This is a genomic window from Loktanella sp. PT4BL (assembly GCF_003201935.1).
Lineage (GTDB): Bacteria > Pseudomonadota > Alphaproteobacteria > Rhodobacterales > Rhodobacteraceae > Yoonia.
The window spans coordinates 538433-565109 of the sequence record NZ_QJJL01000003.1 but is presented as its reverse complement, the minus strand read 5'-3'; the positions used below and the strand labels follow the sequence as shown (position 1 = coordinate 565109).

Genomic DNA, 26677 nt, shown 5'->3' with positions numbered 1-26677 from the left:
ATTCGCTCCTATGTGCGCGCTGTGCGGATCAGGTTCAGGATATCCGCCGCCGCTTTGGGGATATTCGTGCCTGGTCCGAAAATCGCCTTCACGCCGCAATCATAAAGGAACTGATAGTCCTGCTGCGGGATCACCCCGCCACAGATCACGATAATATCGTCAGCACCTGCATCTTTCAGCGCCTGCACCAGTTTCGGCGCAAGGGTCTTATGCCCTGCCGCCTGGCTGCTGATACCGATCACATGCACATCATTGTCGATGGCATCCTGTGCGGCCTCGGCAGGGGTCTGGAACAGGGGGCCCACGTCCACGTCAAAGCCGATATCGGCAAAGGCGGTGGCGATCACCTTGGCCCCGCGGTCATGCCCGTCCTGCCCCATCTTGACGACAAGCATACGCGGGCGGCGCCCCTCTTCTTCGGCGAATTTTTCAACGCTTTCCTGAATGGCCGCAAAGCCTGCGTCGCCCTCATAGGCTGCGCCGTAAACGCCCGCCAATGTCTTCACCTCGGCGCGGTGCCGTCCGAATGCTTTTTCCATGGCCATGCTGATCTCTCCGACTGTGGCGCGGGCGCGTGATGCATCGACCGCGGCTTCGAGCAAGTTGCCGCCTTCATGGGCGCGGCGGGTGATTTCGGTAAGGGCAGCCGCGCAGGCGGCTTCATCACGGGCCGCTTTCGTGGCCTCGATCCGCGCGATCTGCGACAGGCGCACCGCCTCATTGTCGATATCCAGAATGTCGATGGGGTCTTCGTTGTCCTTGCGGTACTTGTTGACGCCCACGACCACTTCGGTGCCACGGTCAATCCCCGCCTGCCGCTTGGCAGCCGTTTCCTCGATCCGCAGTTTGGGCATGCCAGAGGCCACGGCCTTGGTCATGCCGCCCATCTCTTCAACCTCTTCGATCAGCTTCCAGGCCTGTTCCGCCAGATCATGGGTCAGCTTTTCGACGTAATATGAGCCCGCCAAAGGATCGACCACATTGGTAACCCCTGTTTCCTCTTGCAGGATCAATTGGGTATTGCGGGCAATCCGTGCGCTGAATTCGGTGGGCAAGGCAATCGCCTCGTCCAGCGCGTTGGTGTGCAGCGACTGGGTGCCGCCCAGCACAGCACTCATCGCCTCATAGGCGGTGCGGATGACGTTGTTATACGGGTCCTGTTCCTGCAACGACACGCCCGAAGTCTGGCAATGGGTGCGCAGCATGGATGACTTGGGGTCTTTGGGCTCAAACTCGGCCATGATCCGCGACCAGAGCAGACGTGCGGCGCGCAGCTTGGCGGCCTCCATGAAGAAGTTCATGCCAATGGCAAAGAAAAAGCTGAGGCGTCCGGCGAATTTATCCACATCCATGCCGCGCGCGATGGCAGTGCGCACATATTCGCGCCCGTCGGCCAGCGTATAGGCCAGCTCCTGCACCAAATTCGCCCCTGCCTCTTGCATGTGATAGCCCGAGATCGAGATCGAGTTGAATTTCGGCATCTCGGCGGTGGTATATTCAATGATATCGGCAATGATCCGCATCGAAGGTTCTGGCGGATAAACATAGGTATTCCTCACCATGAATTCCTTCAGAATGTCATTCTGAATAGTGCCCGACAGCACGTTGCGCGGATGCCCCTGCTCTTCTCCGGCGACGATGAAATTGGCGAGGATCGGAATAACCGCTCCGTTCATCGTCATCGACACGCTGACCTTGTCCAGCGGGATGCCATCAAAGAGGATTTTCATATCCTCGACGCTGTCAATCGCCACACCGGCCTTGCCCACGTCGCCCTCAACGCGGGGGTGGTCGCTGTCATAACCGCGGTGGGTGGCCAGATCGAAGGCCACCGACACCCCCTGTTGGCCTGCCGCCAGCGCCTTGCGGTAAAACGCGTTGGACTCTTCTGCCGTGGAAAACCCTGCATATTGCCGGATCGTCCAGGGTCGGCCTGCGTACATCGTGGCCTTGACCCCGCGCGTAAACGGGGCCTGTCCGGGGATACCACCCATATGCGGCAATCCGTCCACATCCTCTGCGGTGTAAAGCGGCTGGACAGGGATGCCCTCCAGCGTGTCCCACGTCAGGGCCTCCAAAGGCTTGCCACGTAGCTCTTTGCGGGCAATTTCTTCCCAAGTTTTCTTGTCAGACATTGTGACCTCCGGCGGTATTTCTGGTGGCGGACACGCATTTGTTTGATGCAAAATGCAGTTGCCCCTTAGCTTTTGGCGCAAGCGCCTCTATATCCAAGTTTATGAAGTTACTGATCAACATCGCCCTCGCTGCACTGCTGGTCTCACCCGCAGTGGCACAGGAAAAAACTGTTCTGGAACGCTGGGAAGAAATGCCCACGACCGTCTTTGACGGCAGCGAAATCGATCTGGATGCGCTGCAATGGGTTCTGCGGCCTTTGGTTGTCTTTGCGGACACGCCCAACGATCCGCGCTTTCGCCAGCAGATTGATTTGCTGATGGCCGATATCGACCAACTGGTCGAACGCGATGTGATCATCATTACCGATACTGATCCCGATGCGATGTCGGATGTGCGGACAACACTGCGACCACGTGGATACATGATGGCGCTGGTTGGCAAAGACGGGCGTGTCGCCCTGCGCAAACCCGAACCGTATGACGTGCGCGAATTGTCCCGCTCGATCGACAAAATGCCCCTGCGCCAGCAAGAGATTGCAGACCGGCGCACGGTCCAGCCGTAACCGCGCTCAGTCAAAGGATGCGCGCTTGAGTAGATAGCGCCCTCCGAAAAACAGTGTCAGGACCAACAGGATTGCGGCTGGAACCTCTTCCAGCACGTCTTGGACAATCAACGTGAAGCAGACCAACGCGGTGATGCCGGTAAAGGCCGCCGCAATCACGCTGTTTGTCCAGCCAAGCCACCGGTCAGAAAACGCCGCATAGCTGATTATAAAAACAGCCAGCGCCACGGCCAAGGGCATCAGGATGACGACAGCAAAAAAGCCGGCCATCTCAAACCTGGCGCTGGACATCACAATCCGAAAGCCCACAAAAAAGCCGCCAGTGGCAGACGCAAGGGCGATCCCGAAGGCTGCCAGATATGCCAGCCATTCTCGCAATCTATTCGAACTCCATGATCACTTCGTCCACGGCGAGGCTGTCGCCTGCGCCTGCCTTGATCGCCTTGACCCTGCCTTTGCGTTCAGCACGCAGGATGTTTTCCATCTTCATCGCCTCGACGGTGCAAAGGGCCTGGCCTTCCTGCACTTCATCGCCTTCGGCCACGTCGATTTTCACAATCAGACCCGGCATCGGACACAGCAGGTATTTCGACGTATCAGGGGCCACCTTTTCAGGCATCAGTGCCGCCAGTTCTGCCTGACGCGGGGTGCGCACATGCACTTTGATGTCTGCACCGCGGTAACGCACACGGAAACCACCCGAGATTTTACCAATCTTCAGGACCAATGGTGCACCATCCACCATCAGACGCGCCAGTGGATCGCCCGGCGTCCAATCACTTTCGACCCGCAGTGACCTGCCACCGATAGCGACATCCGCACCGGTTTTGTCGGCGCTGATCACGACATTGTGGGAGTCGCCCTGCAGGCTCACGACCCAGTCTTCGCCAACGTGGCGTTCGTGGTTGTCCATCCGCCCCGAAATGCGCGTCCGGCGAATTTCTGCAACGCGGTGCATGGCCGCCGCAGCCGCCGCGACGCGTTCGCAATCGGTCTTGCCAAGGGTCACACCCTCGAAACCGTCTGGGTATTCTTCCTCGATAAATGCGGTGGTCATCTCGCCGCTGGTAAATTTCGGATGGTCATAAACCGCCGCGAGGAACGGCAGGTTATGCCCGATCCCTTCAAGCTCGAACCCGTCCAGCGCCAGCCGCATTTCCTCGATCGCGGTGGCGCGGTCAGGGGCCCATGTGCACAGCTTCGCGATCATCGGGTCGTAATACATGCTGATCTCGCCGCCCTCGAACACACCGGTATCGTTGCGCACAGCGCGCGTTGGCGTCGCTTCCTCCGCAGGGGGGCGATAGCGCGTCAGACGACCGATGGATGGCAGGAACCCGCGATAAGGGTCTTCGGCATAAAGGCGGCTTTCCATCGCCCAGCCGTTGATCTTCAGGTCCGACTGCTGGAACGGCAGCTTCTCACCTGCCGCCACGCGGATCATCTGTTCGACAAGGTCGATGCCCGTAATCAGCTCGGTCACAGGGTGTTCCACCTGCAAACGGGTGTTCATTTCGAGGAAGTAGAAATTGCGGTCGCCATCGACGATAAATTCAACAGTGCCCGCGCTGGTGTAGCCCACGGCCTGGGCCAGAGCGACGGATTGTTCGCCCATCGCCTTGCGGGTGGCTTCATCAAGGAAGGGGCTCGGCGCCTCTTCGATGACCTTCTGGTTGCGGCGCTGGATCGAACATTCGCGTTCGTGCAGGTAGACCGCGTTGCCGTGGCTGTCGCATAGCACCTGAATTTCGATGTGGCGGGGTTGGGTGACGAATTTCTCGATAAAGATACGGTCGTCGCCAAAGCTGTTGGCCGCTTCGTTCTTGGAAGATTGAAACCCTTCGCGCGCCTCGGTGTCGTTCCACGCGATGCGCATGCCTTTACCGCCGCCACCGGCAGAGGCTTTGATCATCACCGGATAGCCGATCTCATTCGAGATTTTCACGGCCTCTTCGGCATCCGCAATCAAACCCATATAACCCGGCACCGTCGAAACATTTGCTTCTTGTGCCAGCTTCTTTGAGGTAATCTTGTCGCCCATGGCCTCGATCGCACCTTTGGGTGGGCCGATAAAGGCAACGCCCGCGGCCTCAAGCGCCTCGGCGAATTTGGAGTTCTCGGACAGAAAGCCGTAACCGGGGTGCACGGCTTCGGCGCCGGTCTGCTTGATCGCATCCATCACCTTGTCGATGACGATATAGGACTGGTTCGCAGGGGGCGGGCCAATGTGCACCGCCTCATCTGCCATTTTCACGTGCAGCGCGTTGCGGTCCGCATCGGAATAGATCGCGACGGTTTTGATGCCCATCTTGCGGGCGGTCTTGATCACGCGGCAGGCGATTTCACCACGGTTGGCGATGAGAATTTTCTTGAACATGTTTTACGTCCCCAAAAACGAAAAAACCGTCACCGGGGGCACACCCCGACGACGGTTTCTTTTTATTGCACGCCCCAGACAGGCGCGGTGATTTACCTTAGCGGCAGGCGCGGACGCCTGCGTCGTCGCACAGCACGCCAACGGCAGCACCAGCGAGCATTGTTCCTGTGCGGTCTGTGCCAAGCACTTCGGCAGCCACAAGACCACCTGCCGCGCCAGCGACACCGCGCTCAACGTCGTTATCGAGGCAACCTGCCAAACCAAATACTGCCACTGTCGCAAGGATGATTGATGTCTTTTGCATAATCTTAAGCCTATCGTTGTTATGTCGACCGCCCCACAATTGGTGCAATCTGCGCCACGATGAATAGCGATTTCCCCGTGATATCCAATATCACGCCTATTTTTTCGTGCGGACAAGCGGATTTCCGTTATCGACCTGCTTGGTGAGTAAGCAGGCCGATGAGGGGAAGGGTAACGGTATAGAGAATTTGCAGCAGAACCCGCATTGGCTTGACCTGCTTCATCTGCCAACGTGCCGCAATATCCGGACCCTGGATAGTCTTGTTGAAACACGGCGGGAAATTGAGCGATTTCCCGCCTAGATTGTTTCGTTAACATTCTGTTCACGTTGGCAAAAATCATCATTCATCCCCGAAAACTTCGGGGAAGTTTTGGCGCGCAACTTTGACGTCGATCTGCAACATCGCCTCATAGCTGGCGGGATCAAACGGGTCCTCGGCAGGGATCACTTCACGCCCGAAAAGCCAGCTCAGGCGGCCTGCGTCCAGATTACCGCGCACAAATGGTTCTTCGCCGAAATTTTCCCAAAGCGCCTGCATGAAACCGGCATCAGCGCGGCGGTCTGCCGGACGACGGTCCGGATAGCGGATGCGTTCGCTTAACGCGGTCGCCCCGTCCTTGTTGGCGCGCCGCAGGGTGAACTGAAAGTCTGTCCCGGGCAAACGCCCCGGAAACCCGCGGTGTTTCTCCATGTATGGAAGGTTAGCCATTGGCGCCTCCCATTCTCAGAGAGGTGGTTCGGATGGGCCCGTAGGCCCATCCAAGAAAGCGGTCTTCGTTAGAAGAGCCCGTCGTAATTGGCGTGCTGCTGTGCGGCCACATCAGAAGTGATCTGCTGCGGTGCGCGGTCATGGCTGCCTGAAACGGCAACCAACGCCATAAGCGCTGCCACCGTGAAAGCCAGAAGTCCTTGTACCATTGTTTTTGCCTGCCTCTATGCGTGCAAGGCGTTTGGCGATCTGCGTCACCTTGGCCCTGCGGACACGCGAACTGAGTCTCGCGCTCCACCACAATAGGCAAAAATTCTTTTTTCTCAAAGACCTCCGAGCCAAACTGCAACCATTGTTGCGGCAAAGTCTCAGAATTTCGGCAGCGCCCCGCTGACCTGTCTAGATTTTGGGCGGACATCAAAAGTGGCTCCAAATATGGTATCCGGACGCAGCATACGTCACAGCAGTCATCGGCAGTTCTTCGCCATCAACAGAAAACGGCGACAGGTTCTGCGCGAATTTATGATCACACCGGTAAGTCAAAGCGGAATATTGTCGTGCTTCTTCCAAGGCGTCTGGACTTTCTTGGTGCGGAGTGAGGCAAAGGCACGGCAGACCCGCTTTCGCGTAGACTGCGGCATGATCACCTCGTCGATGACACCTTTTTCGGCAGCCACAAACGGGTTGGCAAAGCGGTCTTCGTAATCCCGCGTGTGCTTGGCGAGTTTCTCGGGATTGTTCAGGTCGGCACGGTGAATGATCTCGGTCGCCCCTTTGGCACCCATCACGGCAATCTCTGATGTGGGCCATGCGTAGTTGAAATCACCGCGCAGGTGCTTGGACGACATCACCACATAGGCCCCGCCATAGGCTTTGCGCGTGATCACCGTCACTTTGGGTACCGTCGCCTCGCCATAGGCAAACAAGAGCTTGGCGCCGTGTTTGATCACACCAGCATATTCCTGACTGGTCCCGGGCAAGAACCCGGGCACGTCGACAAGGGTCAGGATCGGAATGTCGAAGGCATCACAAAAACGGACAAAGCGCGCGGCTTTGCGTGAGGCATCAATATCAAGACAGCCCGCAAGCACCATCGGCTGGTTGGCAACCACACCGACGGTTGATCCCTCAAGGCGGATAAATCCGGTCAGGATATTCTTGGCGAACTCTTCCTGAATTTCGTAAAAGTCGCCCTCATCCGCCAGCTTCGTGATCAGCTCTTTCATGTCGTAGGGCATGTTGGGGTTATCAGGCACCAGCGTATCAAGGCTTTCCTCGATCCGGTTCACATCGTCAAAGAAAGGCCGCACGGGCGGCTTGTCGCGGTTATGCAAAGGCAGGAAATCAATCAGACGGCGTACCTCGGCAATCGCCTCGACATCGTTTTCAAAGGCCGCATCGGCCACGGATGATTTCTTGGTGTGGGTCCCGGCCCCGCCCAGTTCCTCGGCGGTGACCTGTTCATTGGTCACGGTCTTGACCACATCAGGACCTGTGACGAACATGTAGGAACTGTCTTTGACCATAAAGATAAAGTCGGTCATCGCAGGCGAATAAACCGCGCCACCCGCCGTCGGCCCCATGATCAGGCTGATCTGCGGGACAACGCCCGAGGCCGTGATATTGCGCTGAAAGACTTCTCCGTAAGCGGCAAGGCTGGCGACACCCTCTTGAATACGCGCGCCTCCACTGTCGTTGATCCCGATGATCGGCGCGCCATTCTGGATCGCCATATCCATGATCTTGCAGATTTTCTGGCCGTGCGTTTCAGACACAGACCCGCCCATGACAGTGAAGTCCTGGCTGAAAACATAGACCAACCGCCCGTTGATCGTACCCCAGCCTGTGACCACACCATCACCGGCAGGGCGCTCTTTTTCCATGCCGAAATCGGTGCAGCGGTGAGCCACGAACATATCAAACTCTTCGAATGAATCCGCATCCAAAAGCAGCTCGATCCGCTCGCGTGCGGTCAGCTTGCCCTTGCTGTGCTGCGCGGCAATCCGTTTTGCGCCGCCACCCATCCGGGCCGCTTCACGCCGCGTTTCCAGTTCCTGCAAGACATCCATCAGATCACACCTCCGCCAATTGTTGGGTCTGTATAGCCTGCCCCCCTGCGCGCGAGAAGCGACTTCGGGCATATTTGCAAATAATGCAGTTAGCTAAATGAATTTTTTGCAAATCTGCAAATAAGAGAAATTCTGATCGCTTTTTCGCACAGCGATGGACAAGCCCCGATCAGAGGCATAGATCAAGTGTATGGCTTCCTTACCGATGATCCGCTTTCTGGATCGCACCACACCACCGCATATCATCACGCTTGTGCTGATTACCGGCATGTCCGCGCTGAATATGTCCATCTTCCTGCCGTCGCTGGCAACGATGACGACCTATTTTAACACCGATTATGCCATTATGCAGATTGCCCTCTCCGGCTATCTGGCAGCGACGGCCATCTTGCAGATTTTTGTCGGCCCGATCTCTGACCGCTTCGGGCGGCGGGTGATGGTGTTGGGGTCGCTGTTTATTTTCGTGCTCGCCACCATCGGGGCGCTGATGGCCATCACAGTCGAAACATTCCTGTTCTTCCGCATCATTCAGGCCGCAGTTGCGACCTGCATGGCGCTGGGACGTGCGATTGTGCGCGATATCGTCCCGCAGGACCAAGCCGCATCGATGATCGGCTATGTCACGATGGGCATGGCGCTGGTGCCGATGCTGGGCCCGATGCTGGGTGGCGCGCTGGAACAGGCCTTCGACTGGCATGCAACATTTGTCTTTCTCGCTCTCGCAGGCATGGCAACATTCGCGCTGTGCTACTTCGATCTGGGTGAAACCGTTGCAGGCAAAGGCACCAGTTTCAGCGACCAGCTCGCCTCCTATCCCGAACTCCTGCGCTCGCCGCGGTTTTGGGGCTACGTGCTTTGCGCGGCCTTCGGCTCAGGCGCATTCTTTGCTCTGCTGGGCGGCGCGTCCTTCGTCGCATCCGAGATTTTCGGTCTCTCACCGGTGTGGAGCGGGATCGCGATTGGCGCACCCGCCCTTGGCTACGCCTTCGGCAATTTCCTGTCGGGGCGATATTCAGTGCAGTTTGGCATCAACCGCATGGCCTTGATCGGTACGGCCATTACGATTGCAGGCCTTGGAACGTCCGCCCTGCTGACGTTGGCGGGCGTGATCCATCCGCTTAACTTCTTCGGCTTTTGCGTCTTCCTTGGCTTGGGCAACGGCATGACGCTGCCCAACGTCATGGCAGGATCAATCTCGGTGCGCCCGCATCTGGCAGGCACGGCAAGCGGACTTGGCGGGGCCATCATGATTGGCGGCGGCGCTGCACTTTCGCAATTCGCAGGTGGCATCCTGACCGTGGAAAGCGGCACATTGCCTTTGCAATTGCTGATGCTTCTGGTGTCGGTGCTGGCAATGCTGTCCGTCCTGTTCGTGGTCTGGCGGGAACGCCGCATCGCTTGACGCGCTCTTTGCAGCGGCTAATGTGAGTTAGCAAATCTGCAAAGGTACGTGATGGCAGTTCAGAAACTCTATGCTGGTGCGAAACTGCGCGAACTGCGCGGCAGGCTGTCACTCACGCAAAAGAACTTTGCCGAAAAACTGGGCGTGTCGCTGCCCTATCTCAACCAGATGGAAAACAATAACAGGCCGGTCTCGACCGCCGTGGTGTTGGGGCTGGCGCAGGAGTTCGGCTTTGACGTGACCGAGTTGCAATCGGGTGACGAGGCGCGCCTGGTCAGCGATATGCGCGAGGCGCTGGCCGATCCGGTCTTTACAGGCCCTGCCCCTGCGCTCGCTGACATGCGCCTTGCTGCGGCCAACGCCCCTGCCCTTGCGCGCGCGTTTCTTGATCTGCATGCGGCCTACCGCCAGACCCATGAACGGCTGGCCTCACTGGACGAGGCTTTGGGCCGCGAAGACGCCCGCCTGCGCCCGAGCCCATGGGAAGAGGTGCGCGATTTCTTCCATTATTGCGACAACTATATCGACGCGGTGGATCGTGCCGCCGAACGGTTTGCCAGCCGCACAAACCCCGGCGAAGCGATGGCCGATGCCGCCGTGCGCATGCTGGACAGTCACGGGATCACCACCGTGTTCAAGGATGTCGCCGACATGCGGCACTTTGATCCGGCAACCAAGACCCTGACGATCTCGCAATATGCCAATCATGCCACACAAACCTTTCAGCTTTTGCTGCAACTGGCGCTCATCGCACAGGAACCGTTGCTGGAAGCCACCCTTGACCTTGCCCGCTTTCAGTCGGACGAGGCGCGCAGCATCGCCAAAGTGGGACTGGCCAATTATTTCGCAGGGGCCGCCCTGATGCCCTATGGCGCATTCCTGTCCGCAGCCCAAGCCACGCGGCACGACCTTGAGGTTCTTTCCGCGCGCTTTGGCGCTTCCATCGAACAGGTCGCGCACCGGCTCTCCACGCTGCAACGCCCCGGCGCCAAAGGCATCCCGTTCTTCTTTGTCCGCGTCGATCAGGCCGGCACGATCACGAAACGGCACTCGGCCACAACTCTGCAATTTGCACGCTACGGCGGGGCGTGTCCGCTGTGGAATGTGCATCAGGCATTCGAACTACCCGGACAATTCCTGCGCCAACTAGCCGAAACCCCCGACGGCGTGCGCTATTTCTGCCTTGCGCGGGATGTAAGCAAATCAGGCGGCGCCTATAATGTCCCGACCCGCCGCTATGCCATCGGGCTGGGCTGTGAGGTGAAACATGCGCCCGCTTTGGTCTATGCCGACCACATGGATCTGGGCGCGGCCGAAACCTATGCCCCCATCGGGATTTCCTGCCGGATTTGCGAGCGGCGGAACTGTCACCAGCGCTCTGTGCCACCACTGGAAAGGCAGTTGCGCGTTGATCCCGACCGGCGCGGGATCTTGCCCTATCAGCTTGACTAAACGACGCATTCCCGCTGCTATGTTTACATACAGGGAGGAACGCTCATGGAACTGAAAGGTTCAAAAGTCATTGCCGCCGATATTGATACGGTCTGGACACATCTCAACTCACCCGAAACACTCAAGGCCTGCATTCCAGGCTGTGAGGAGTTGACCGGCTCGCCCGAAGAGGGCTTTGCCGCAGTCGTCAAACAGAAGGTCGGACCGGTGAAGGCCACGTTCAAAGGCGAAGTGACACTGGAAAACGTCGTGCCCGGCAAGAGCTATACCATCACCGGCGAAGGCAAAGGTGGCGTTGCGGGCTTTGCCAAAGGCGGGGCCGATGTGGTGCTGACCGAAGTCGAGGGCGGCACCGAATTGACCTATGACGTCGAGGCCAAAGTGGGCGGCAAGCTGGCCCAGCTTGGCAGCCGGATTATCGGTGGATTCGCCCGCAAGATGGCGGACGAATTCTTTGAGCGTTTCCAGAAGGTCGTCGAGGACGGAGAGGCGGCCTGATCAGGCCGCCCGTAAAGCCGCCGCAACCTGATCTTTCAGCATCATGCGCTGTTTGCGCATCTCGCTCATATGCAGGTCGTCCGTGGGTTCGACATCTGTCTCGGCCCGATGGATTGCACGATTAATCGCATGGTATTCATCATAGATCCTGGCGAAATGAGCGTCATTTTCCTTGAGCGATTGCATTGCTGCGATCTGGTCTGGAAACTCTTCGATAAGCTCGTGCGGGGTATGCGACATCACAATAGTCCTTTGTTGATTGGTCACTGTGATCCTAGTGTCCCCGAGCGCCGCTTTCATTGATCCGGATCAACTACCGACGGGCCGCGCGCCAACCTGCGGCTTCGGCCTCGGCCTGCGTACAAAACCACCGCTCGCCATTGGCGGGATTAATACGGGTGCGGTCGTAATGTTCCTGTCCGGGCATGTGATAGATGCGGCCAGAGGACGAGATATTACCTTTGATCGCGCAATTCCGGTTCGGCACCGGATCATCTGCGAATTGCGTCGCGCGAAAATCAGACGGCATCTGCACGTCCACAGCCCAAAGCCCGCGTTCCGCAATCGCGGCGGCCTTTTCGTCAAGATCATAGGTTTCGGAATAGCGCCGGAATGCCCAGGCCATGCCGGAATAGACAATCAACTGGCCCATGTCCTGCCCGTCGACCGTACATTGCGCCACGACGCGGCCATAACGGTCGATGTCGCGCTGTTGGCAGCGGGCGTAGGTGCCTTCAAAGCGGTTGCGCACCGCATCGCGGGTCCAGGCCCCGCAATCCCACTGCCGCCCGTCCGCTGAACAGGGTTGTCCCATTTCCGGCGCATCAATCCCGAAAAGCCGCACCCGTGTGCCCCCCACATCAATCGTGTCAGCATCAATGACGCGGACCGTGCCGTTGGGGGCCGCAAGCGCAGGAGTGGCGATGAGCGCCATAAGAAGGGTCAGTATGCGAAACATTCTCTGAGTTAGAGAAGAGTTAAGCCCCGCTTCAAGCCCGAATGGGTATAAAGGTTAAGAAAGTGTTAACATGTCACAGGTTTCTTACCGCTGCTGCGTTTCCCAATGCGGGTGGATCCACGGCTGATCATTTGCGGGCGCCAAAGGTTGCCGTTGCAGGATATGATCTGCCGCCTTCTCGCCAACCATGATCGAAGGCCCGTTGGTGTTCCCGTTGGTGACACGCGGAAAGATCGAACTATCCGCAACCCGCAGGCCCGCGACCCCGATCACACGGGTTTCGGGATCAACGACCGCCATCGGGTCATTCACATCTCCCATCTTGCAGGTCCCGCAGGGATGATAGGCGCTTTCGGCATGCTCGCGGATCACGGCGTCAAGCTCTTCATCGGTTTGGGCCGCATCACCCGGCTGGATTTCATGGCCACGGAATTCATCGAATGCCGGTTGCGCAAAAATCTCGCGGGTCAGGCGGATGCAGGTGCGGAAATCTTCCCAGTCCTGCGGGTGGGACATGTAGTTGAATTCGATTTTCGGGTGATCATTCGGGTCCGCCGACCGCAAGGTGACCTGCCCGCGCGATTGTGAGCGCATCGGGCCGACATGCGCCTGAAACCCGTGGCCTTCGGGGGCAACCTTGCCGTCATAGCTGACGGCAATCGGCAGGAAATGGTATTGGATATCGGGATATTTGACGCCGGCTTTTGAGCGGATGAAACCGGCGCTCTCGAATTGGTTCGAACTGCCAAGGCCGGTTTTCCACAAAAGCCACTCCAGCCCGATTTTGGCTTTGCCGCGGATATTCCAATGCGCAAAAAGCGAGACCGGTTTTGTCGCGGCCTGCTGGATGTAAAGTTCCAGATGGTCCTGCAGGTTCTGGCCGACACCGGGGCGGTCGGCGATGACCTCAATCCCGTGCTCCGCAAGATGTGCGGCGGGGCCAATGCCCGAAAGCATCAAAAGTTTGGGTGAGTTCAGTGACGAGGCCGCGATGATGACCTCTTTGTTGGCTTTTATTACCTCGATCTTCTTGCCACGGCTGACCTCAACCCCGACGGCGCGGCCGTTCTCGATCACGATGCGCCGCGCAAGGGCATGGGTGATGTTGCAGTTGGGGCGCTTGAGCGCAAGGCGCAGGTAGGCCGTTGCCGCCGACCAGCGTTTGCCCTTGTAGATTGTGGCGTCGAACGGTCCGAACCCTTCTTGCTGCGCGCCGTTATAGTCATCGGTGATAGGATAGCCCGCCTGGCGGCCCGCCTCGACAAAAGCGCGTGTGAGGGGGTTTTTGCGGGGGCCGCGGGTGACATGCAGCGGCCCGTCTTTGCCGCGCCATTCCGGATCGCCGCCATGGCCACCATCGTGCCAGTGCTCCATCCGTTTGAAGTAGGGCAGCACATCGGCATAGGACCAGCCGTGTGCACCGCTTTCCGCCCAATAGTCATAATCGCAGGCATGGCCCCGCACATAGATCATGCCGTTGATCGAGGAAGATCCACCGATCACCTTGCCGCGCGGCGTGACGAGTTGCCGTCCACCCAGATGCGGTTCAGGTTCGGATTTCATGCCCCAGTCATAGCGCGACATATTCATCGGATAGGACAAGGCGGCAGGCATCTGGATGAACGGGCCGGCATCGGAGCCGCCATATTCGATGATGAGGACCTGTTTGCCCGCCTCGGCAAGACGGTAGGCGATGGCGCAGCCAGCAGAACCTGCGCCAACGATAACATAATCAGCCTGCATCAGCGCGCTCCTTGCGCCTGACGGCGCTCGTCGCGGAACGAAGAATGCGCGCAAGCGCGTGACGAGCGGGTGTTGGTATCATGGAGCATAGGGCAGAAGCCTCCGGCGGAAGTTTGAAGGGACATGGAAAGACGCGGTTATTCACCACGCGGGAAGCGCTGGCTCTCTTCGAGCACATTCAGGTCCATATGATTGCGCATGTAGCGTTCGGAGGCTTTTTGCAGCGGCTGGTAGTCCCACGGGTAATAATTGCCGTTGCGCAATGCTTCATACACCACCCAGCGGCAGGCTTGGGATTGACGCACGGCTGCATCGAATGTGGCAAGATCCCAGCGCGTTTCGGATTTGGCGCGCAGCTGTGCAAGCGTGCCCTGATGGGCCGGGACGTCTGCGAGGTTCACCAGTTCATGCGGATCTGCCTCCAGATCAAACAACTGATCAGGGTCCAGCGCGCAGCGGGTGTATTTCCATTTGCCATAGCGCAGGCAGACCAGGGGCGCTTCGCTGCCTTCGGCTGCGTATTCCAAGGCGACAGGCGCGTCGCGGGTACCGCCTTGCCCGAGGGGGAGAAGGCTTTCGCCGGTGGTCCAGGGGGCGACTTCGGACATATCGACGCCTGCCAGTGCACATAGCGTCGGTGTCACGTCGATTGTGCTGACAGGGGTCGTGTTCAGGCCCGGTGTCATATCAGGGCTCGCGATCATCAAGGGGACGCGTGCAGAGCCTTCAAAGAAGGACATTTTGAACCACAGCCCCCTCTCACCCAGCATGTCGCCGTGATCCGACACGAAGACGATTGTCGCCTCTTGCCGCGTGTCCTGAAGCGTTTGCAGTATCTCTCCGATCTTGTCGTCCAGATAGGAGATATTGGCGAAATAGGCGCGGCGCGCCCGCCTGATATCGTCATCCGTGATATTGAAATTATCGCGGTCATTTGCATCAAGGATCCGCCGCGAATGCGCATCCTGATCGGCGTAGGGGATTGGTCCGACTTGTGGCATCAAATGCGCGCAGTCTTTGTATAGGTCCCAGTATTTCTTGCGCGCCACATAGGGATCGTGCGGGTGCGTAAAGCTGACGGTCAGGCACCAGGGCCGTGCGTCATGCCCGCGTGAGAGGTCATAAAGCTTGCGCGTTGCATTGTAGCAAACCTCGTCATCATACTCCATCTGGTTGGTGATCTCGGCCACACCCGCGCCGGTGACCGAACCCATATTGTGATACCACCAGTCGATCCGCTCTCCGGGTTTGCGATAGTCAGGGGTCCAACCGAAATCAGCAGGGTAGATGTCGGTGGTCAGACGTTCCTCGAATCCGTGCATCTGATCGGGACCCACGAAATGCATCTTGCCCGACAAGCAGGTCTGATAGCCCGCACGCCGCAAATGATGCGCATAGGTGGGAATGGATGACGTGAATTCGGCCGCATTGTCGTAGACACCCGTCCGCGACGGCAACAGCCCCGACATGAACGACGCCCGTCCCGGCGCACAGAGCGGAGAGGCCGTGTAGGCGTTGGCAAAGCGTGTTGACCGTGCCGCCAGTGCCTTGAGATTTGGTGCATGCAGCCAATCGGCAGGCCCATCGGGAAACAGCGTGCCATTCAACTGGTCAACCATGATGATCAGGATGTTGGGGTGTGTCATTGGGTCCGTCCTGCCAGTTCAATGTGTAAAAGGGCCAGCGCCTGCCGCGTTGCATCGGACTGTTCCGACGTCATCCGCGACAGTCCCTGCCGCAGGTAGAGCCCGTCGATCAGTGCAGCGATTCGTGTCGCGGCCCCCTCAGCACGATCACCGACAAGCGGGCGCAGATCGTGCAGCAGGTTACTGTGCAGCCGTCTTTGATAAATGCGCAGCAGCGCATGGGCATTGGCGGATGTCTGCGCCAGCACATAGAAGTTCAGCCATGCGGCAATCACCTCGGGCTGGAAATTGCTTGCGGTAAACCCCGCGCGAACAATCGCCTCAAGCCGCTCTTTATGGCCTTTGGCCCGCTTCAGCGCGCTGCATACTTCCTGTCTGTAGTCCGAGAGCGTGTGGCGCATGGCGGCCAGAAAGATCTGCTCCTTGCCGCCAAAATAGTGATGCGCCAGTGCTGACGACATGCCCGCACGCTTGGCAATATTGCTTACCGTCACGTCCAGATTTCCGACAGCACCGATTTCGTCAATCGTGGCTTTCACTAAGGCCGCGCGGCGGATAGGCTCCATTCCAAGCTTGGGCATCTTTTCCTCTTCATGGGTGTGTCCAAGCAGATAATTGGTTCTTTATTGACTCGTCAATCAAGAAAAAACTGGGAGAACGATATGAAACTGAAATCAACCCTTTCCGTGCTGGCGATCTGCGCGGCCGCGCCGGCCTTGGCGGACTGTGACACCGTCACCTTCTCTGATGTGGGCTGGACCGATATTACCGCGACAACAGCCGCGACGACTGTCGTACTGGGAGCGCTCGGCTATGACACCGACATCAAGGTACTTTCCGTGCCTGTAACATATATCTCGCTCGCCGAAGGCGATGTGGATGTGTTCCTTGGCAACTGGATGCCCACAATGGAAGCTGATATCGCACCTTACCGTGAAGCGGGCACTGTCGATACGGTCCGCGCGAACCTTGAAGGTGCCAAATATACGCTTGCTGTGAACCGCGCGGCCGCGGACATGGGCATCGCCACTTTTGCCGATATCGCGGCAAATGCGGACGCGCTGGAGGGCAAGATCTATGGCATCGAGCCCGGCAACGATGGCAACCGTCTGATCATGGATATGATCGCGGCTGACGCATTCGGCCTGAGCGATTTTGAAGTCGTCGAAAGCTCTGAACAGGGCATGCTCGCACAGGTCGACCGTGCCTCTGGCCGTGATGAGCCGATTGTGTTTCTGGGCTGGGAACCCCACCCGATGAACGCCAACTTCGATATGTCCTATCTGGAAGGCGGCGATGACTGGTTCGGCCCCAACCTTGGTGGCGCGACCGTCTTCACCAACACCTCGGCAGGTTACGTTGAAAGCTGCCCCAATGTCGGCACGCTGCTGACCAACCTTGAATTCTCGCTCGCCATGGAGAACGAGATTATGGGTGCGATCCTGAATGACGGTGCGGACCCTGCGGATGCCGCGACCGCATGGTTGAAAGCCAACCCTAGTGCCTATGTGGCCTGGCTCGACGGTGTGACCACCAAAGACGGTGGTGACGCGGTCACAGCCGTGAACGCCGCCTTGGGCATGTAAGACGACTTTGACAGGCCCCCACGCGGGGCCTGTCGCATTTAAGACGGAAGGTGCGGCATGGACTGGCTGACGGAGAACAAGATCCCGATTGGAGCATGGGCGAAATCCATATTTGATTGGATGAACAACAATCTAAGCTTCTTTTTTGACTGGCTGTCCGACACGATGGAAGCGCTGATCGACGCGATCCTCTGGGTGCTCGAAACGCCACATCCTTTCTTCATTATCGCCGCTTTTGCAGCCCTCACTTGGCTGTTGCAACGCAACTGGAAAACACCGCTCTTCATCGTGGTCGGATTTCTGTTCATCCTGAACCAGGACTACTGGGAAGAGACCATGCAGTCGCTGACACTTGTGCTCTCGGCCTGCGTCGTCTGCATGGGAATCGGGGTACCTGTGGGGATTGCCGCCGCGCATCGCCCGCGCCTCTATCGCGCGATGGTGCCGGTGCTGGACCTGATGCAGACGCTACCGACCTTTGTTTATCTGATCCCGGCGATTGTCTTTTTCGGCATCGGCATGGTCCCCGGCCTGATCGCAACTGTCATCTTTGTGCTGCCAGCACCGATCCGCCTGACCTATCTGGGCGTTGCTTCGACCCCCACGCCACTCTTGGAAGCGGCCCAGGCCTTTGGTGCCACCAAACGCCAGGTGCTCTTCAAGGTCGAACTGCCCTCGGCCATGCCGCAAATCATGGCAGGGCTCAACCAGACAATTATGCTGTCGCTGTCCATGGTGGTCATCGCTGCCCTTGTCGGGGCCAGCGGACTTGGCGTGCCGGTGATCCGCGCACTGAACACGGTGAATACCTCACTAGGGTTTGAAAGCGGCTTTGTTATCGTCGTTGTCGCCATCATGCTGGACCGGATGCTGCGGGTGAAATCGAAATGAATGCTGTTGAATTTGATAACGTCTCGATCGTCTTTGGCGCACGGCCGGAAACCGCGCTGCCCCTCATGGACGAAGGGCTTGAGCGCCCCGAAATTCGGGAAAAAACAGATCAGATCCTGGGCGTGCACAATTGTTCGCTGAATGTCGAAGCGGGCGAAATTCTGGTGCTGATGGGCCTGTCGGGCTCGGGGAAATCAACCTTGCTGCGCGCCGTTAACGGCCTGAACCCCGTGATCCGCGGCGCGGTGCGTATTTTTGACGGCAACTGGACCTGTGATGTCGTGAACTGTGCGCCCAACGATCTGCGGCGGGTGCGGCGGGAATGCGTATCGATGGTCTTCCAGCAATTCGGCCTGCTGCCATGGCGGACCGTGCGCGATAACGTGGGCCTCGGGCTTGAACTGGCGGGGATGGAGCCCGCCGCAAGGCGCGCACGCGTCGATCAGGAACTCGAGATGGTGGGGCTGGCCGACCGCGCAGATGCGCTGGTGGGGGAACTCTCGGGCGGGATGCAACAGCGCGTTGGCCTTGCACGTGCCTTTGCGACCGATGCACCGATCCTGCTGATGGACGAACCGTTTTCGGCGCTAGATCCGCTGATCCGCACGCGGCTGCAAGACGAGCTGCTGGAACTGCAAAAACAACGCGGGCGCACAATCATCTTTGTCAGCCACGATCTGGATGAAGCCTTCAAGATCGGCAATCGCATCGCCATCATGGAAGGCGGTCGGATTGTCCAATGTGGCACCCCGCGTGATATTTTCACCAACCCCGCCAATGGCTATGTCGCGGAATTTGTGGCCCATATGAACCCGCTGGGCGTGCTGACCGCACGTGATGTGATGACAAACGGCACCGCAGAAGGGCCCGCGATTGATGTGGAAACACCGGTGCAGGAGATCATTGACAGGATTGACAGCACCGGTCTTCAGGTCACGGAAAATGGCGCGCCTATCGGCGTCGTCACCCAGGCGTCTCTGCTTGCAAGGCTCAGCCCGCAGACGGACTAGGCCCCCATTTTCCATGTCCCTTCAAACTTCCGCCGGAGGCATCAAACCTTCGTCGCAGGCACAGCGGGCGTGATGTTGCGCCGCGCAACAGCCTCGCGCCACGTGATGAAACTGACCGAGGCCATAATCACGGCCCCACCGAAGATGACCCAGCCATCCACGGCCTCACCGAAAACAACAGCCCCGAGCAAAACCGCCCAGACCAGTTGCAGGAACGTCACCGGTTGCGTCACGGTCAGCGGCGCGGCGGCAAAAGCCAGCGTCATGGAATAGTGCCCCGCCGTGGCAAAGCAGGCCACCAGAAACAGCCATCCCATTTGCGACAGCGTCGGCGTCACCCAGACGGCCCAAGCAAAAGGGGCCAAGCCCACGGTCACTGTGATCGACAGCATGCCGACAACGACAGGGGCCGATACTTCGCCTGACAACTGCTTGGCGATCAGATAGCCGATTGCAAAAAACACGGCCGTGCCCAGCATCGCGATATGGCCGATTTCGACCTCGCGCACACCGGGACGCAGGATAATGATCGCACCAATCAGCGCCATGATGACGGCCGCCAATCGGCGTGGTGGCAGACGTTCACCTAAGAACAACGCAGCCCCCAAAGAGACATAAACTGGCGAAAGATAATTCATCGCCGTGACTTCTGCGATGGGGATGCGCGCCATGGCAAAAAACCACAGGATCACCGCCAGCGTATGCACAGCCCCCCGCGCCCAGAACAGCTTTTTCTGCCGGCCCGTCAGATGGGCCGCCAGAATGGGCCGGATCATCGGCAACAGAAACACCAGCCCCAGAATATAGCGCAGAAACGCCGCCTGTGCGGCGGGCACGTCATCGCCCACGTGTTTGACCACGGCTGTGACGGCCACGAACATCAGGCCGGTAAAGACCATCCAGAAGATGCCCACAACGGGGCGCGATTGTGCTTGGGATGCCATGCGCTATCCGTGGCACCAGAGCGCACCAAAGGCAAGCGCGCAAAAACCGCTGGATGAAGACGCGGAAGGCCCGTAACAACGGTTCCATGAAGATACTCTTTCTTGGCGATGTGATGGGCCGCGCGGGCCGTGCTGCAATTACCACCCACCTGCCCCGCTTACGGGACGCGTGGAAGCTGGATTTTGTGGTAGTGAATGGCGAAAACGCCACTTCCGGCATGGGGCTTTCGGGCGATCATGCGAACCTGCTGCTGGATGCGGGCGCGGATGTTGTGACCTTGGGTGATCATGCGTTCGACCAAAAGGACATGCTGGGCTTTATTGAAAAAGAACAGCGGGTTATCCGTCCGATCAACTATTCCAAAGCAGCCCCTGGCGTCGGTGCGCGTGTGTTTAACGCGCCCGGCGGGCGCAAGGTGCTGGTGGCGCAGGTGCTGGGGCAGGTCTTTATGAAACGCCCCTTCGATGATCCGTTTTCAGCGCTGGACGCTGTCTTGCGCCAGTACCCGATGGGCGGTCAGGTGGCGGCCAGCCTGATTGACATTCACTGCGAAGCGACCTCCGAAAAAATGGCCGTTGGTCATTTCTGCGACGGGCGTGCGAGCATTGTTGTCGGCACTCACACCCATGTGCCCACAGGCGACGCGATGATCCTGTCCGGTGGCACCGCCTATATGACCGACGCGGGCATGTGCGGTGACTACAACTCTGTTATCGGCATGGAAAAAACCGAACCCCTGCGCCGATTCATCACTGGCATGCCGAAATCACGCTTCACCCCTGCGGCGGAAGAGGCGACGCTCTCTGGCCTTTATGTCGAGACCGACAACATGACAGGCAAGGCGACCAGAGTGGAAATGGTACGCCAGGGCGGGCGACTGTCACAGGCGGGCCCTGCATGATGTCTGAACGGGCGCGGCTGACAGGGTTCCTGTTGCTGCTGGGGTGTGGTTGGGGGCTGACGACGCCGTTGATCAAGATCACGGTGACCGCAGGGTATCAGCCCTTTGGCATCATCTTCTGGCAAATGCTGATTGGTGCGATGCTCTTGGGTGCTGTCCGTTGGCGTCAGATCGGACGGATGCCTGTTTCAGCAAGAACAGTGGCAGTGTGGCTGATGATCGCAACCATCGGCACACTTATTCCGGGTACAGCGAGCTATCGCGCGGCCTTTCATCTGCCCTCTGGTATCATGTCGATTGTGATTGCCACCATCCCGATGATGGCCTTTCCGATTGCTTTGGCTTTGGGCAACGACCACTTCTCGTTGCGCCGTTTGGCGGGGCTTTGCCTTGGCCTGATCGGTGTCGGCCTGATCGCCCTGCCCGAGGCAAGCCTGCCGGAACGGGCGATGATCGCCTTTCTGCCTTTGGCGCTTGTCGCACCCTTTTGTTACGCCTGTGAAGGCAACATCGTCGCGCGCTGGGGCACAGCGGGTCTTGATCCGTTTCAGGCCCTGTTCGGGGCGTCGGCCATTGGCACAGTGATCGCACTGCCCCTAGCCGTTGGGTCGGGACAGATCTTTGTGCCGGCGTCCCCCTTTATCATGGCGGATTTCGCGCTATTGGTTGGTTCAATTGTGCATGTGCTGGTTTATGCAGGCTACGTCTGGCTCATTGCACGCGCGGGATCGGTCTTTGCTGGCCAAGTCAGCTATGTTGTCACCGGATCGGGGGTCTTCTGGGCGATGGTGCTCTTGGGCGAAACCTATAGTATCTGGGTCTGGCTGGCGCTCTTGTGCATGGCCATCGGGCTGAGCCTTGTGCAGCCACGGCTTGCTGAACCAAAGCCACTGGGCGAAACTGAAGTTCATGGATAATTTTCTGTCCCTCACGCAGACGCAAAGCGCCATCCTGACGATGGCCGTTGTGCTGGGCATGTTTGTCATGTTCCTGCGCGAGATCTATCCCACCGAAGTGGTCGCCATGATCGGGGTGTCGATCCTCTTGGCCACGGGTGTGCTGCCCTATGAGGCGGCGGTGGCCGCCCTTGCCAACCCTGCCCCCTGGACGATTGCTGCGATGTTCATCATCGTCGGCGCTTTGGTGCGCACCGGTGCCCTGAATGCGCTGACCCAACTGGCAGAACGGCAGGCCAAGGTCAGCCCTGCAGGTGCAATTGGCGGGGGGCTGGTCTTTGTCGCTGTCGCAAGTGCGATTATGAACAACACACCGCTGGTTGTTGTGATGATCCCCGTCTTTGTCCAACTCGCGCGGTCGTTGGGCACCTCTGCATCGAAATTGCTGATCCCGCTCAGCTATGCCGCGATTGTGGGCGGCACCATGACGCTTTTGGGGACATCGACAAACCTCTTGGTGGATGGTGTCGCGCGGGCGTCGGGGCTTGCGCCATTTGGCATCCTCGAGATCTTCCCGATCGGTGTCGTGGTGGTGCTCTGGACCTTTACATATCTCTATTTCATGGCCCCTCGCCTGCTGCCCGAACGGCAGAGCATGGCGACAATGCTCTCGGACCGGTCCAAGAAGAAATTCTTTTCCGAGGCCGTCATCCCGCCCGACAGCAACCTGATCGGTCGCGAAGTCATGGGTGTGCAGCTGTTCAAGCGGGATGGCGTGCGCCTGATCGACGTCGTGCGCGGGGATCAATCGCTGCGCCGCAATCTGAAGAATGTGACCCTCCAGGTCGGCGACCGCGTCGTGTTGCGCACCGAGATGACCGAGCTTCTGTCGCTGCAAAACAACAAGGAGTTGCGGCGCGTCGACCAGCTGTCCGCCGTGGAGACAAAGACCGTCGAGGTCCTTATTACGCCGAACTGCAAGATGGTGAATCGCCGGCTTGGATCAATGCGCCTGCGGCGGCGTTACGCGGTTTATCCGCTGGCCTTGCACCGGCGGAACGCCAACATCAGCGCGCAGATCGACGATATTGTCATTCGCGTCGGTGATACAATCCTGCTGGAAGGTGCGCCTGAAGATATCCAGCGTCTGGCCGAGGACATGAACCTTGGCGATGTGTCCGAAGCATCCCAGCGCGCCTATCGCCGTGGCCATGCGCCGGTTGCGATTGGCGTTCTTTTGGCCGTTGTCACGCTTGCAGCCCTTGGCGTGGCCCCGATCCTGATGCTCGCGATGCTGGGTGTCACGGTGGTGCTGATGACCGGCTGCATTGACGCGGATGAGGCGTTTTCCCATGTGGACGGCCGCCTGCTCGCGCTGATTTTCGCTATGCTGGGCGTGGGTTCGGCGTTGCAATCCTCGGGTGCCGTAGAGATGATTGCCGACACCTTGTCGCCTGTCATGCTCGTGATGCCGCCCTTCCTTGTGGTGCTGTCTGTCTACCTGCTCTCCAGTGTCCTGACCGAACTTGTGTCAAACAATGCCGTCGCCGTCGTCATGACACCGATTGCCATCGGGCTGGCCAGCGCTCTTGGCGTTGATCCACGCCCCTTGGTCGTGGCTGTCATGATTGCCGCCAGTGCGAGCTTTGCCACGCCCATCGGCTATCAGACCAATACTTTGGTTTACGGCCCGGGCGGGTATAAATTCTCGGACTTTCTGAAATTCGGCATCCCGCTGAACCTGTCGCTGGCGCCGATTGTTTCTTTTGTGATCCCCTTTATCTGGCCGCTCTAGACGGGGTTGCGGGGGCCGTGGTGCTTGCCGTATAGAGGCGCAGATCAAGGCTTTATCACACGAGGTTTTCCGATGGCTGGCCACTCCAAATGGGCGAATATTCAGCACCGCAAAGGACGGCAGGATAAACTGCGCTCCAAGCTGTTTTCCAAGCTTGCCAAGGAAATCACAGTAGCCGCCAAAATGGGCGATCCGGACCCTGATAAAAACCCGCGTCTGCGTCTGGCTGTCAAAGAAGCCAAATCAAGCTCTGTCCCCAAGGACGTAATCGACCGCGCGATCAAGAAATCGCAAGGTGGCGACGCGGAAAACTATGATGAAATCCGCTACGAGGGCTATGGCCCCAACGGTGTGGCTGTGATCGTCGAAGCGATGACCGACAACCGCAACCGGACGGCCTCCACCGTGCGGTCGACCTTCTCCAAAAACGGCGGTAACCTTGGTGAAACAGGGTCTGTCGGGTTCATGTTCGACCGCAAGGGTCAGGTTGTTTACCCTGCCTCTGTGGGTGACGCCGACACCGTGATGATGGCCGCGATCGAGGCAGGTGCCGAGGACGTGCAAAGCGATGACGAAAACCACGTCATCATCTGCGCCGACACAGACCTTAACGAGGTGGCGAACGCACTGGAAGCCGCGCTTGGCGAGAGCGAAAGCACCAAGCTGATCTGGCAGCCCAACATCACCACGGAAGTGGACCTTGAAGGTCTGACCAAGCTGATGAAGCTTCTTGATACGCTGGAAGAAGACGATGACGTGCAGCGCGTGACCGCCAATTTCGAAGCCTCGGATGAAGTGATGGCGGCGTTTTCGGAAAGCTGACTGCTAGGGCGTGATCACGCCCGTTTCCGTTACTATCAGATCAAGCGGTTGGTCTGTCGGTTCCAGCGGCAGACCATCATCTTCCTGCGCGCCATAAGCAAAGCCAATCGCCATGGTCGGTTGCGCCGCGCGCAGTTTTTCAAGCGTCCGGTCATAGAACCCGCCCCCATAGCCCAGACGCCCGCCCCTGCGGTCGAAGGCAACCAGCGGCACAATCAGGATTTGCGGGATCATCCAATCCCCTGCCTCGGGGATCATTGCGCCGAATTCACCCTTGATCATGGCGCAGTCAGGCTCCCACAGACGAAACTGCAACGGCTGCCCTGCCCCGATAATGACAGGCACACCGACGGGCCCATGGGCTGCGGCCTCTTCCATGGCGGGGGTCGGGTCAATCTCGGTGCGCATCGCCATATAGCCCGCCAGCGGCACGCCGCGATAACCGGCAAGCACTTCGCTCAGATATCCGGCCGCAGCAATATGCGGCTTATGGGCCGCTTGGCGTCGCGCAAAAGCAGCGGTCCGGGCGGCGGATTTGTCCATCAGAGCAACCACATCGCAGCAAGGCCGAGGAAGGCGAAAAAGCCCACCACATCGGTCACGGTCGTCACGAAAGCACCCGAGGCAAGGGCGGGGTCGATACCGATCTTTTCCAAAAGCACAGGGATCACGGTTCCCGCCAGCCCCGCCACAACCATGTTGATAACCATCGCCACAGCAATCACGACGCCCAGCATCGGCGAGCCGAACCAGACGACCCCCACTGCGCCCATCACCACCGCGAAAATCAGGCCGTTGATCAGACCCACAAGGACTTCGCGCTTGATCACGCGCCAGACGTTGGCGGTGGTCAGATCGCGCGTGGCAAGCGCACGCACAGCCACCGTCAGCGATTGGGTGCCGGCATTGCCGCCCATAGAGGCGACAATAGGCATCAGGACCGCAAGTGCCACAAGTCCCGCGATGGTTTCTTCAAAGAGCGAAATCACCAGCGAGGCAAAAATAGCGGTCAACAGGTTTACCGCCAGCCACGGAAAACGCGACTTGGTGGTGGCGATCACGCGATCCGACAGGCTGCCTTCGCCGACACCGGCCAGACGCAGGATGTCTTCCTCGGCTTCCTCCTCAAGAAACATCATCGCATCATCGATGGTGATGACACCGACGATCCGGTCGTCATCATCAACCACAGGTGCAGTGATCATGTGATAGTGGTTGATGGCCTGCGCCACCTCTTCCACGTCCTGTTCAACGTGGAATGTGCGGAAAGTATCTTCCTTGAGGTCGCGCAGCAGCGTGTCGCGCGGATGGCTCAGCACACGGCCCAAAGTGACATAGCCCAGCGCCTTTAGGCGGGGATCAACCAGGATCACGTGATAGAACTGGTCGGGCAGCACGACATCCGAGCGCAGATAATCAATCATCTCGCCCACGGTCCAATGTTCCGGCGCGCGCACCAGTTCCGACTGCATGTGACGGCCAGCGGATTCTTCGGGATAGGACAGCGCCTGTTCGACAACCACACGGTCGCTGGCATCCAGCGCATCCAGCACCGCCTCTGTCTGGGTGTCGTCAAGGTATTCGACAAGATCGACAACATCGTCGCTTTCCAGATCACGCACCGCATCGGCAAGCTCTTCCGGATCAAGCTGGCCGATCACCTCTTCGCGCAGCTCCTCATCAAGCTCTGAGAGGACCTCACCCTCAAGGTTTCCGGGCCACGCCGTCAGCAGCGCACGCCTGTCCTTGGTGTCGATCTGTTCCAGCAAATGCGCCACGTCGGCAGGGTGCATGTTATCGAGCGTTTCGGTGAGGAACGCCCCGTCATCGCGCTCCACAGCCTCCATGACCTCACTGACCAGACGGTCGGTGATACCAAATGCTTCTTCGTCGTCGATGGGGTCAGCTTCGGCCATGATGCATCCTTTGTTGCGTAGTGAACATAATCGTTCGCAGCGGGGGCACAACGCGGTTT

Annotated in this window: 26 protein-coding genes; 11 read left to right on the top strand and 15 right to left on the bottom strand. The window is 58.7% G+C overall.

Annotated features, from left to right (window positions below):
- Positions 1-8: 8 nt before the first annotated feature.
- Entirely contained in the window at positions 9-2135 is a 2127-nt protein-coding gene (scpA, locus tag C7964_RS12635) for a methylmalonyl-CoA mutase (RefSeq protein WP_110279998.1), read from the bottom strand.
- 101 nt (positions 2136-2236) lie between these two features.
- On the opposite strand from scpA, the gene C7964_RS12630 reads away from it, so the two are divergent.
- Complete coding sequence (locus tag C7964_RS12630; RefSeq protein WP_110279997.1) at positions 2237-2698, top strand: DUF4174 domain-containing protein; 462 nt, start codon at positions 2237-2239, stop codon at positions 2696-2698.
- Between the two features lie 6 nt (positions 2699-2704).
- On the opposite strand, the gene C7964_RS12625 is transcribed toward C7964_RS12630, so the two are convergent.
- The 6 genes from C7964_RS12625 to C7964_RS12605 form a co-directional block, all read right to left on the bottom strand.
- Entirely contained in the window at positions 2705-3076 is a 372-nt protein-coding gene (locus tag C7964_RS12625) for a hypothetical protein (protein WP_110279996.1), read from the bottom strand.
- 1 nt (position 3077) lies between these two features.
- Positions 3078-5075, bottom strand: a complete 1998-nt coding sequence (locus C7964_RS12620) for an acetyl-CoA carboxylase biotin carboxylase subunit (RefSeq protein ID WP_110279995.1) — start codon at positions 5073-5075, stop codon at positions 3078-3080.
- Between the two features lie 97 nt (positions 5076-5172).
- On the bottom strand, positions 5173-5379 hold the full coding sequence (locus tag C7964_RS12615; RefSeq protein ID WP_110279994.1) for a hypothetical protein: 207 nt from the start codon (positions 5377-5379) through the stop codon (positions 5173-5175).
- A gap of 340 nt (positions 5380-5719) precedes the next feature.
- A complete protein-coding gene (locus tag C7964_RS12610) occupies positions 5720-6070 on the bottom strand; it encodes a hypothetical protein (protein ID WP_181417192.1) in 351 nt (116 codons plus the stop codon).
- Between the two features lie 86 nt (positions 6071-6156).
- The gene (locus C7964_RS19980; protein ID WP_181417169.1) at positions 6157-6297 is read right to left on the bottom strand and encodes a hypothetical protein; all 141 of its coding nucleotides are present in this window, start codon (positions 6295-6297) and stop codon (positions 6157-6159) included.
- Between the two features lie 330 nt (positions 6298-6627).
- Positions 6628-8160: an acyl-CoA carboxylase subunit beta gene (locus C7964_RS12605; RefSeq protein ID WP_110280261.1), complete on the bottom strand. Its 1533-nt coding sequence runs from the start codon at positions 8158-8160 to the stop codon at positions 6628-6630.
- Between the two features lie 187 nt (positions 8161-8347).
- Here C7964_RS12605 and C7964_RS12600 point away from each other — a divergent pair, with 187 nt between their 5' ends.
- Genes C7964_RS12600 through C7964_RS12590 form a run of 3 tightly spaced genes read left to right on the top strand, consistent with a single transcriptional unit; the run spans position 8348 to position 11509 of the window.
- On the top strand, positions 8348-9559 hold the full coding sequence (locus C7964_RS12600; RefSeq protein WP_110279992.1) for a multidrug effflux MFS transporter: 1212 nt from the start codon (positions 8348-8350) through the stop codon (positions 9557-9559).
- 51 nt (positions 9560-9610) lie between these two features.
- Positions 9611-11011 (top strand): helix-turn-helix domain-containing protein, encoded by a 1401-nt coding sequence (locus C7964_RS12595; protein WP_110279991.1) that lies wholly within the window; start codon positions 9611-9613, stop codon positions 11009-11011.
- Between the two features lie 45 nt (positions 11012-11056).
- Complete coding sequence (locus tag C7964_RS12590; protein WP_110279990.1) at positions 11057-11509, top strand: SRPBCC family protein; 453 nt, start codon at positions 11057-11059, stop codon at positions 11507-11509.
- Here the strand turns inward: C7964_RS12590 and C7964_RS12585 are convergent, their stop codons facing one another.
- The 5 genes from C7964_RS12585 to betI form a co-directional block, all read right to left on the bottom strand.
- Entirely contained in the window at positions 11510-11749 is a 240-nt protein-coding gene (locus C7964_RS12585; protein WP_110279989.1) for an HP1242/YdcH family protein, read from the bottom strand.
- 73 nt (positions 11750-11822) lie between these two features.
- On the bottom strand, positions 11823-12467 hold the full coding sequence (locus C7964_RS12580; RefSeq protein WP_110279988.1) for a thermonuclease family protein: 645 nt from the start codon (positions 12465-12467) through the stop codon (positions 11823-11825).
- Between the two features lie 84 nt (positions 12468-12551).
- The gene (gene betA, locus C7964_RS12575) at positions 12552-14210 is read right to left on the bottom strand and encodes a choline dehydrogenase (RefSeq protein ID WP_110279987.1); all 1659 of its coding nucleotides are present in this window, start codon (positions 14208-14210) and stop codon (positions 12552-12554) included.
- A 137-nt stretch (positions 14211-14347) separates the two neighbouring features.
- Positions 14348-15856, bottom strand: a complete 1509-nt coding sequence (gene betC / locus C7964_RS12570) for a choline-sulfatase (RefSeq protein WP_110279986.1) — start codon at positions 15854-15856, stop codon at positions 14348-14350.
- Positions 15853-16437, bottom strand: a complete 585-nt coding sequence (gene betI, locus C7964_RS12565; RefSeq protein ID WP_181417168.1) for a choline-binding transcriptional repressor BetI — start codon at positions 16435-16437, stop codon at positions 15853-15855. Before betI ends, betC begins: the two co-directional genes overlap by 4 nt.
- Positions 16438-16518: 81 nt before the next feature.
- Here betI and choX point away from each other — a divergent pair, with 81 nt between their 5' ends.
- The 3 genes from choX to choV are packed head-to-tail and all read left to right on the top strand — an operon-like array spanning position 16519 to position 19343.
- Complete coding sequence (gene choX, locus C7964_RS12560) at positions 16519-17442, top strand: choline ABC transporter substrate-binding protein (RefSeq protein ID WP_110279984.1); 924 nt, start codon at positions 16519-16521, stop codon at positions 17440-17442.
- 57 nt (positions 17443-17499) lie between these two features.
- Entirely contained in the window at positions 17500-18333 is an 834-nt protein-coding gene (gene choW / locus C7964_RS12555) for a choline ABC transporter permease subunit (RefSeq protein ID WP_110279983.1), read from the top strand.
- Complete coding sequence (choV, locus tag C7964_RS12550) at positions 18330-19343, top strand: choline ABC transporter ATP-binding protein (protein ID WP_110279982.1); 1014 nt, start codon at positions 18330-18332, stop codon at positions 19341-19343. Before choW ends, choV begins: the two co-directional genes overlap by 4 nt.
- A gap of 41 nt (positions 19344-19384) precedes the next feature.
- Here choV and C7964_RS12545 read toward each other — a convergent pair whose 3' ends face one another.
- The gene (locus tag C7964_RS12545; RefSeq protein ID WP_110279981.1) at positions 19385-20287 is read right to left on the bottom strand and encodes a DMT family transporter; all 903 of its coding nucleotides are present in this window, start codon (positions 20285-20287) and stop codon (positions 19385-19387) included.
- Between the two features lie 86 nt (positions 20288-20373).
- Here C7964_RS12545 and C7964_RS12540 point away from each other — a divergent pair, with 86 nt between their 5' ends.
- From C7964_RS12540 to C7964_RS12525, 4 genes are all read left to right on the top strand, one after another.
- Complete coding sequence (locus C7964_RS12540) at positions 20374-21189, top strand: TIGR00282 family metallophosphoesterase (RefSeq protein WP_110280260.1); 816 nt, start codon at positions 20374-20376, stop codon at positions 21187-21189.
- Positions 21186-22106 carry a DMT family transporter gene (locus C7964_RS12535; protein ID WP_110279980.1) on the top strand — a complete coding sequence of 307 codons (921 nt, stop codon included), beginning with the start codon at positions 21186-21188 and terminating at the stop codon, positions 22104-22106. Before C7964_RS12540 ends, C7964_RS12535 begins: the two co-directional genes overlap by 4 nt.
- On the top strand, positions 22099-23880 hold the full coding sequence (locus C7964_RS12530) for an SLC13 family permease (RefSeq protein WP_110279979.1): 1782 nt from the start codon (positions 22099-22101) through the stop codon (positions 23878-23880). The genes C7964_RS12535 and C7964_RS12530 overlap by 8 nt, the downstream gene beginning before the upstream one ends.
- A 72-nt stretch (positions 23881-23952) precedes the next feature.
- Positions 23953-24702 (top strand): YebC/PmpR family DNA-binding transcriptional regulator, encoded by a 750-nt coding sequence (locus C7964_RS12525; RefSeq protein WP_110279978.1) that lies wholly within the window; start codon positions 23953-23955, stop codon positions 24700-24702.
- 3 nt (positions 24703-24705) lie between these two features.
- Here C7964_RS12525 and C7964_RS12520 read toward each other — a convergent pair whose 3' ends face one another.
- Together C7964_RS12520 and mgtE are read right to left on the bottom strand one after the other, a co-directional pair.
- Positions 24706-25245 carry a 5-formyltetrahydrofolate cyclo-ligase gene (locus tag C7964_RS12520; protein WP_110279977.1) on the bottom strand — a complete coding sequence of 180 codons (540 nt, stop codon included), beginning with the start codon at positions 25243-25245 and terminating at the stop codon, positions 24706-24708.
- Positions 25245-26618: a magnesium transporter gene (mgtE, locus tag C7964_RS12515; RefSeq protein WP_110279976.1), complete on the bottom strand. Its 1374-nt coding sequence runs from the start codon at positions 26616-26618 to the stop codon at positions 25245-25247. The genes C7964_RS12520 and mgtE overlap by 1 nt, the downstream gene beginning before the upstream one ends.
- Positions 26619-26677: the final 59 nt, after the last annotated feature.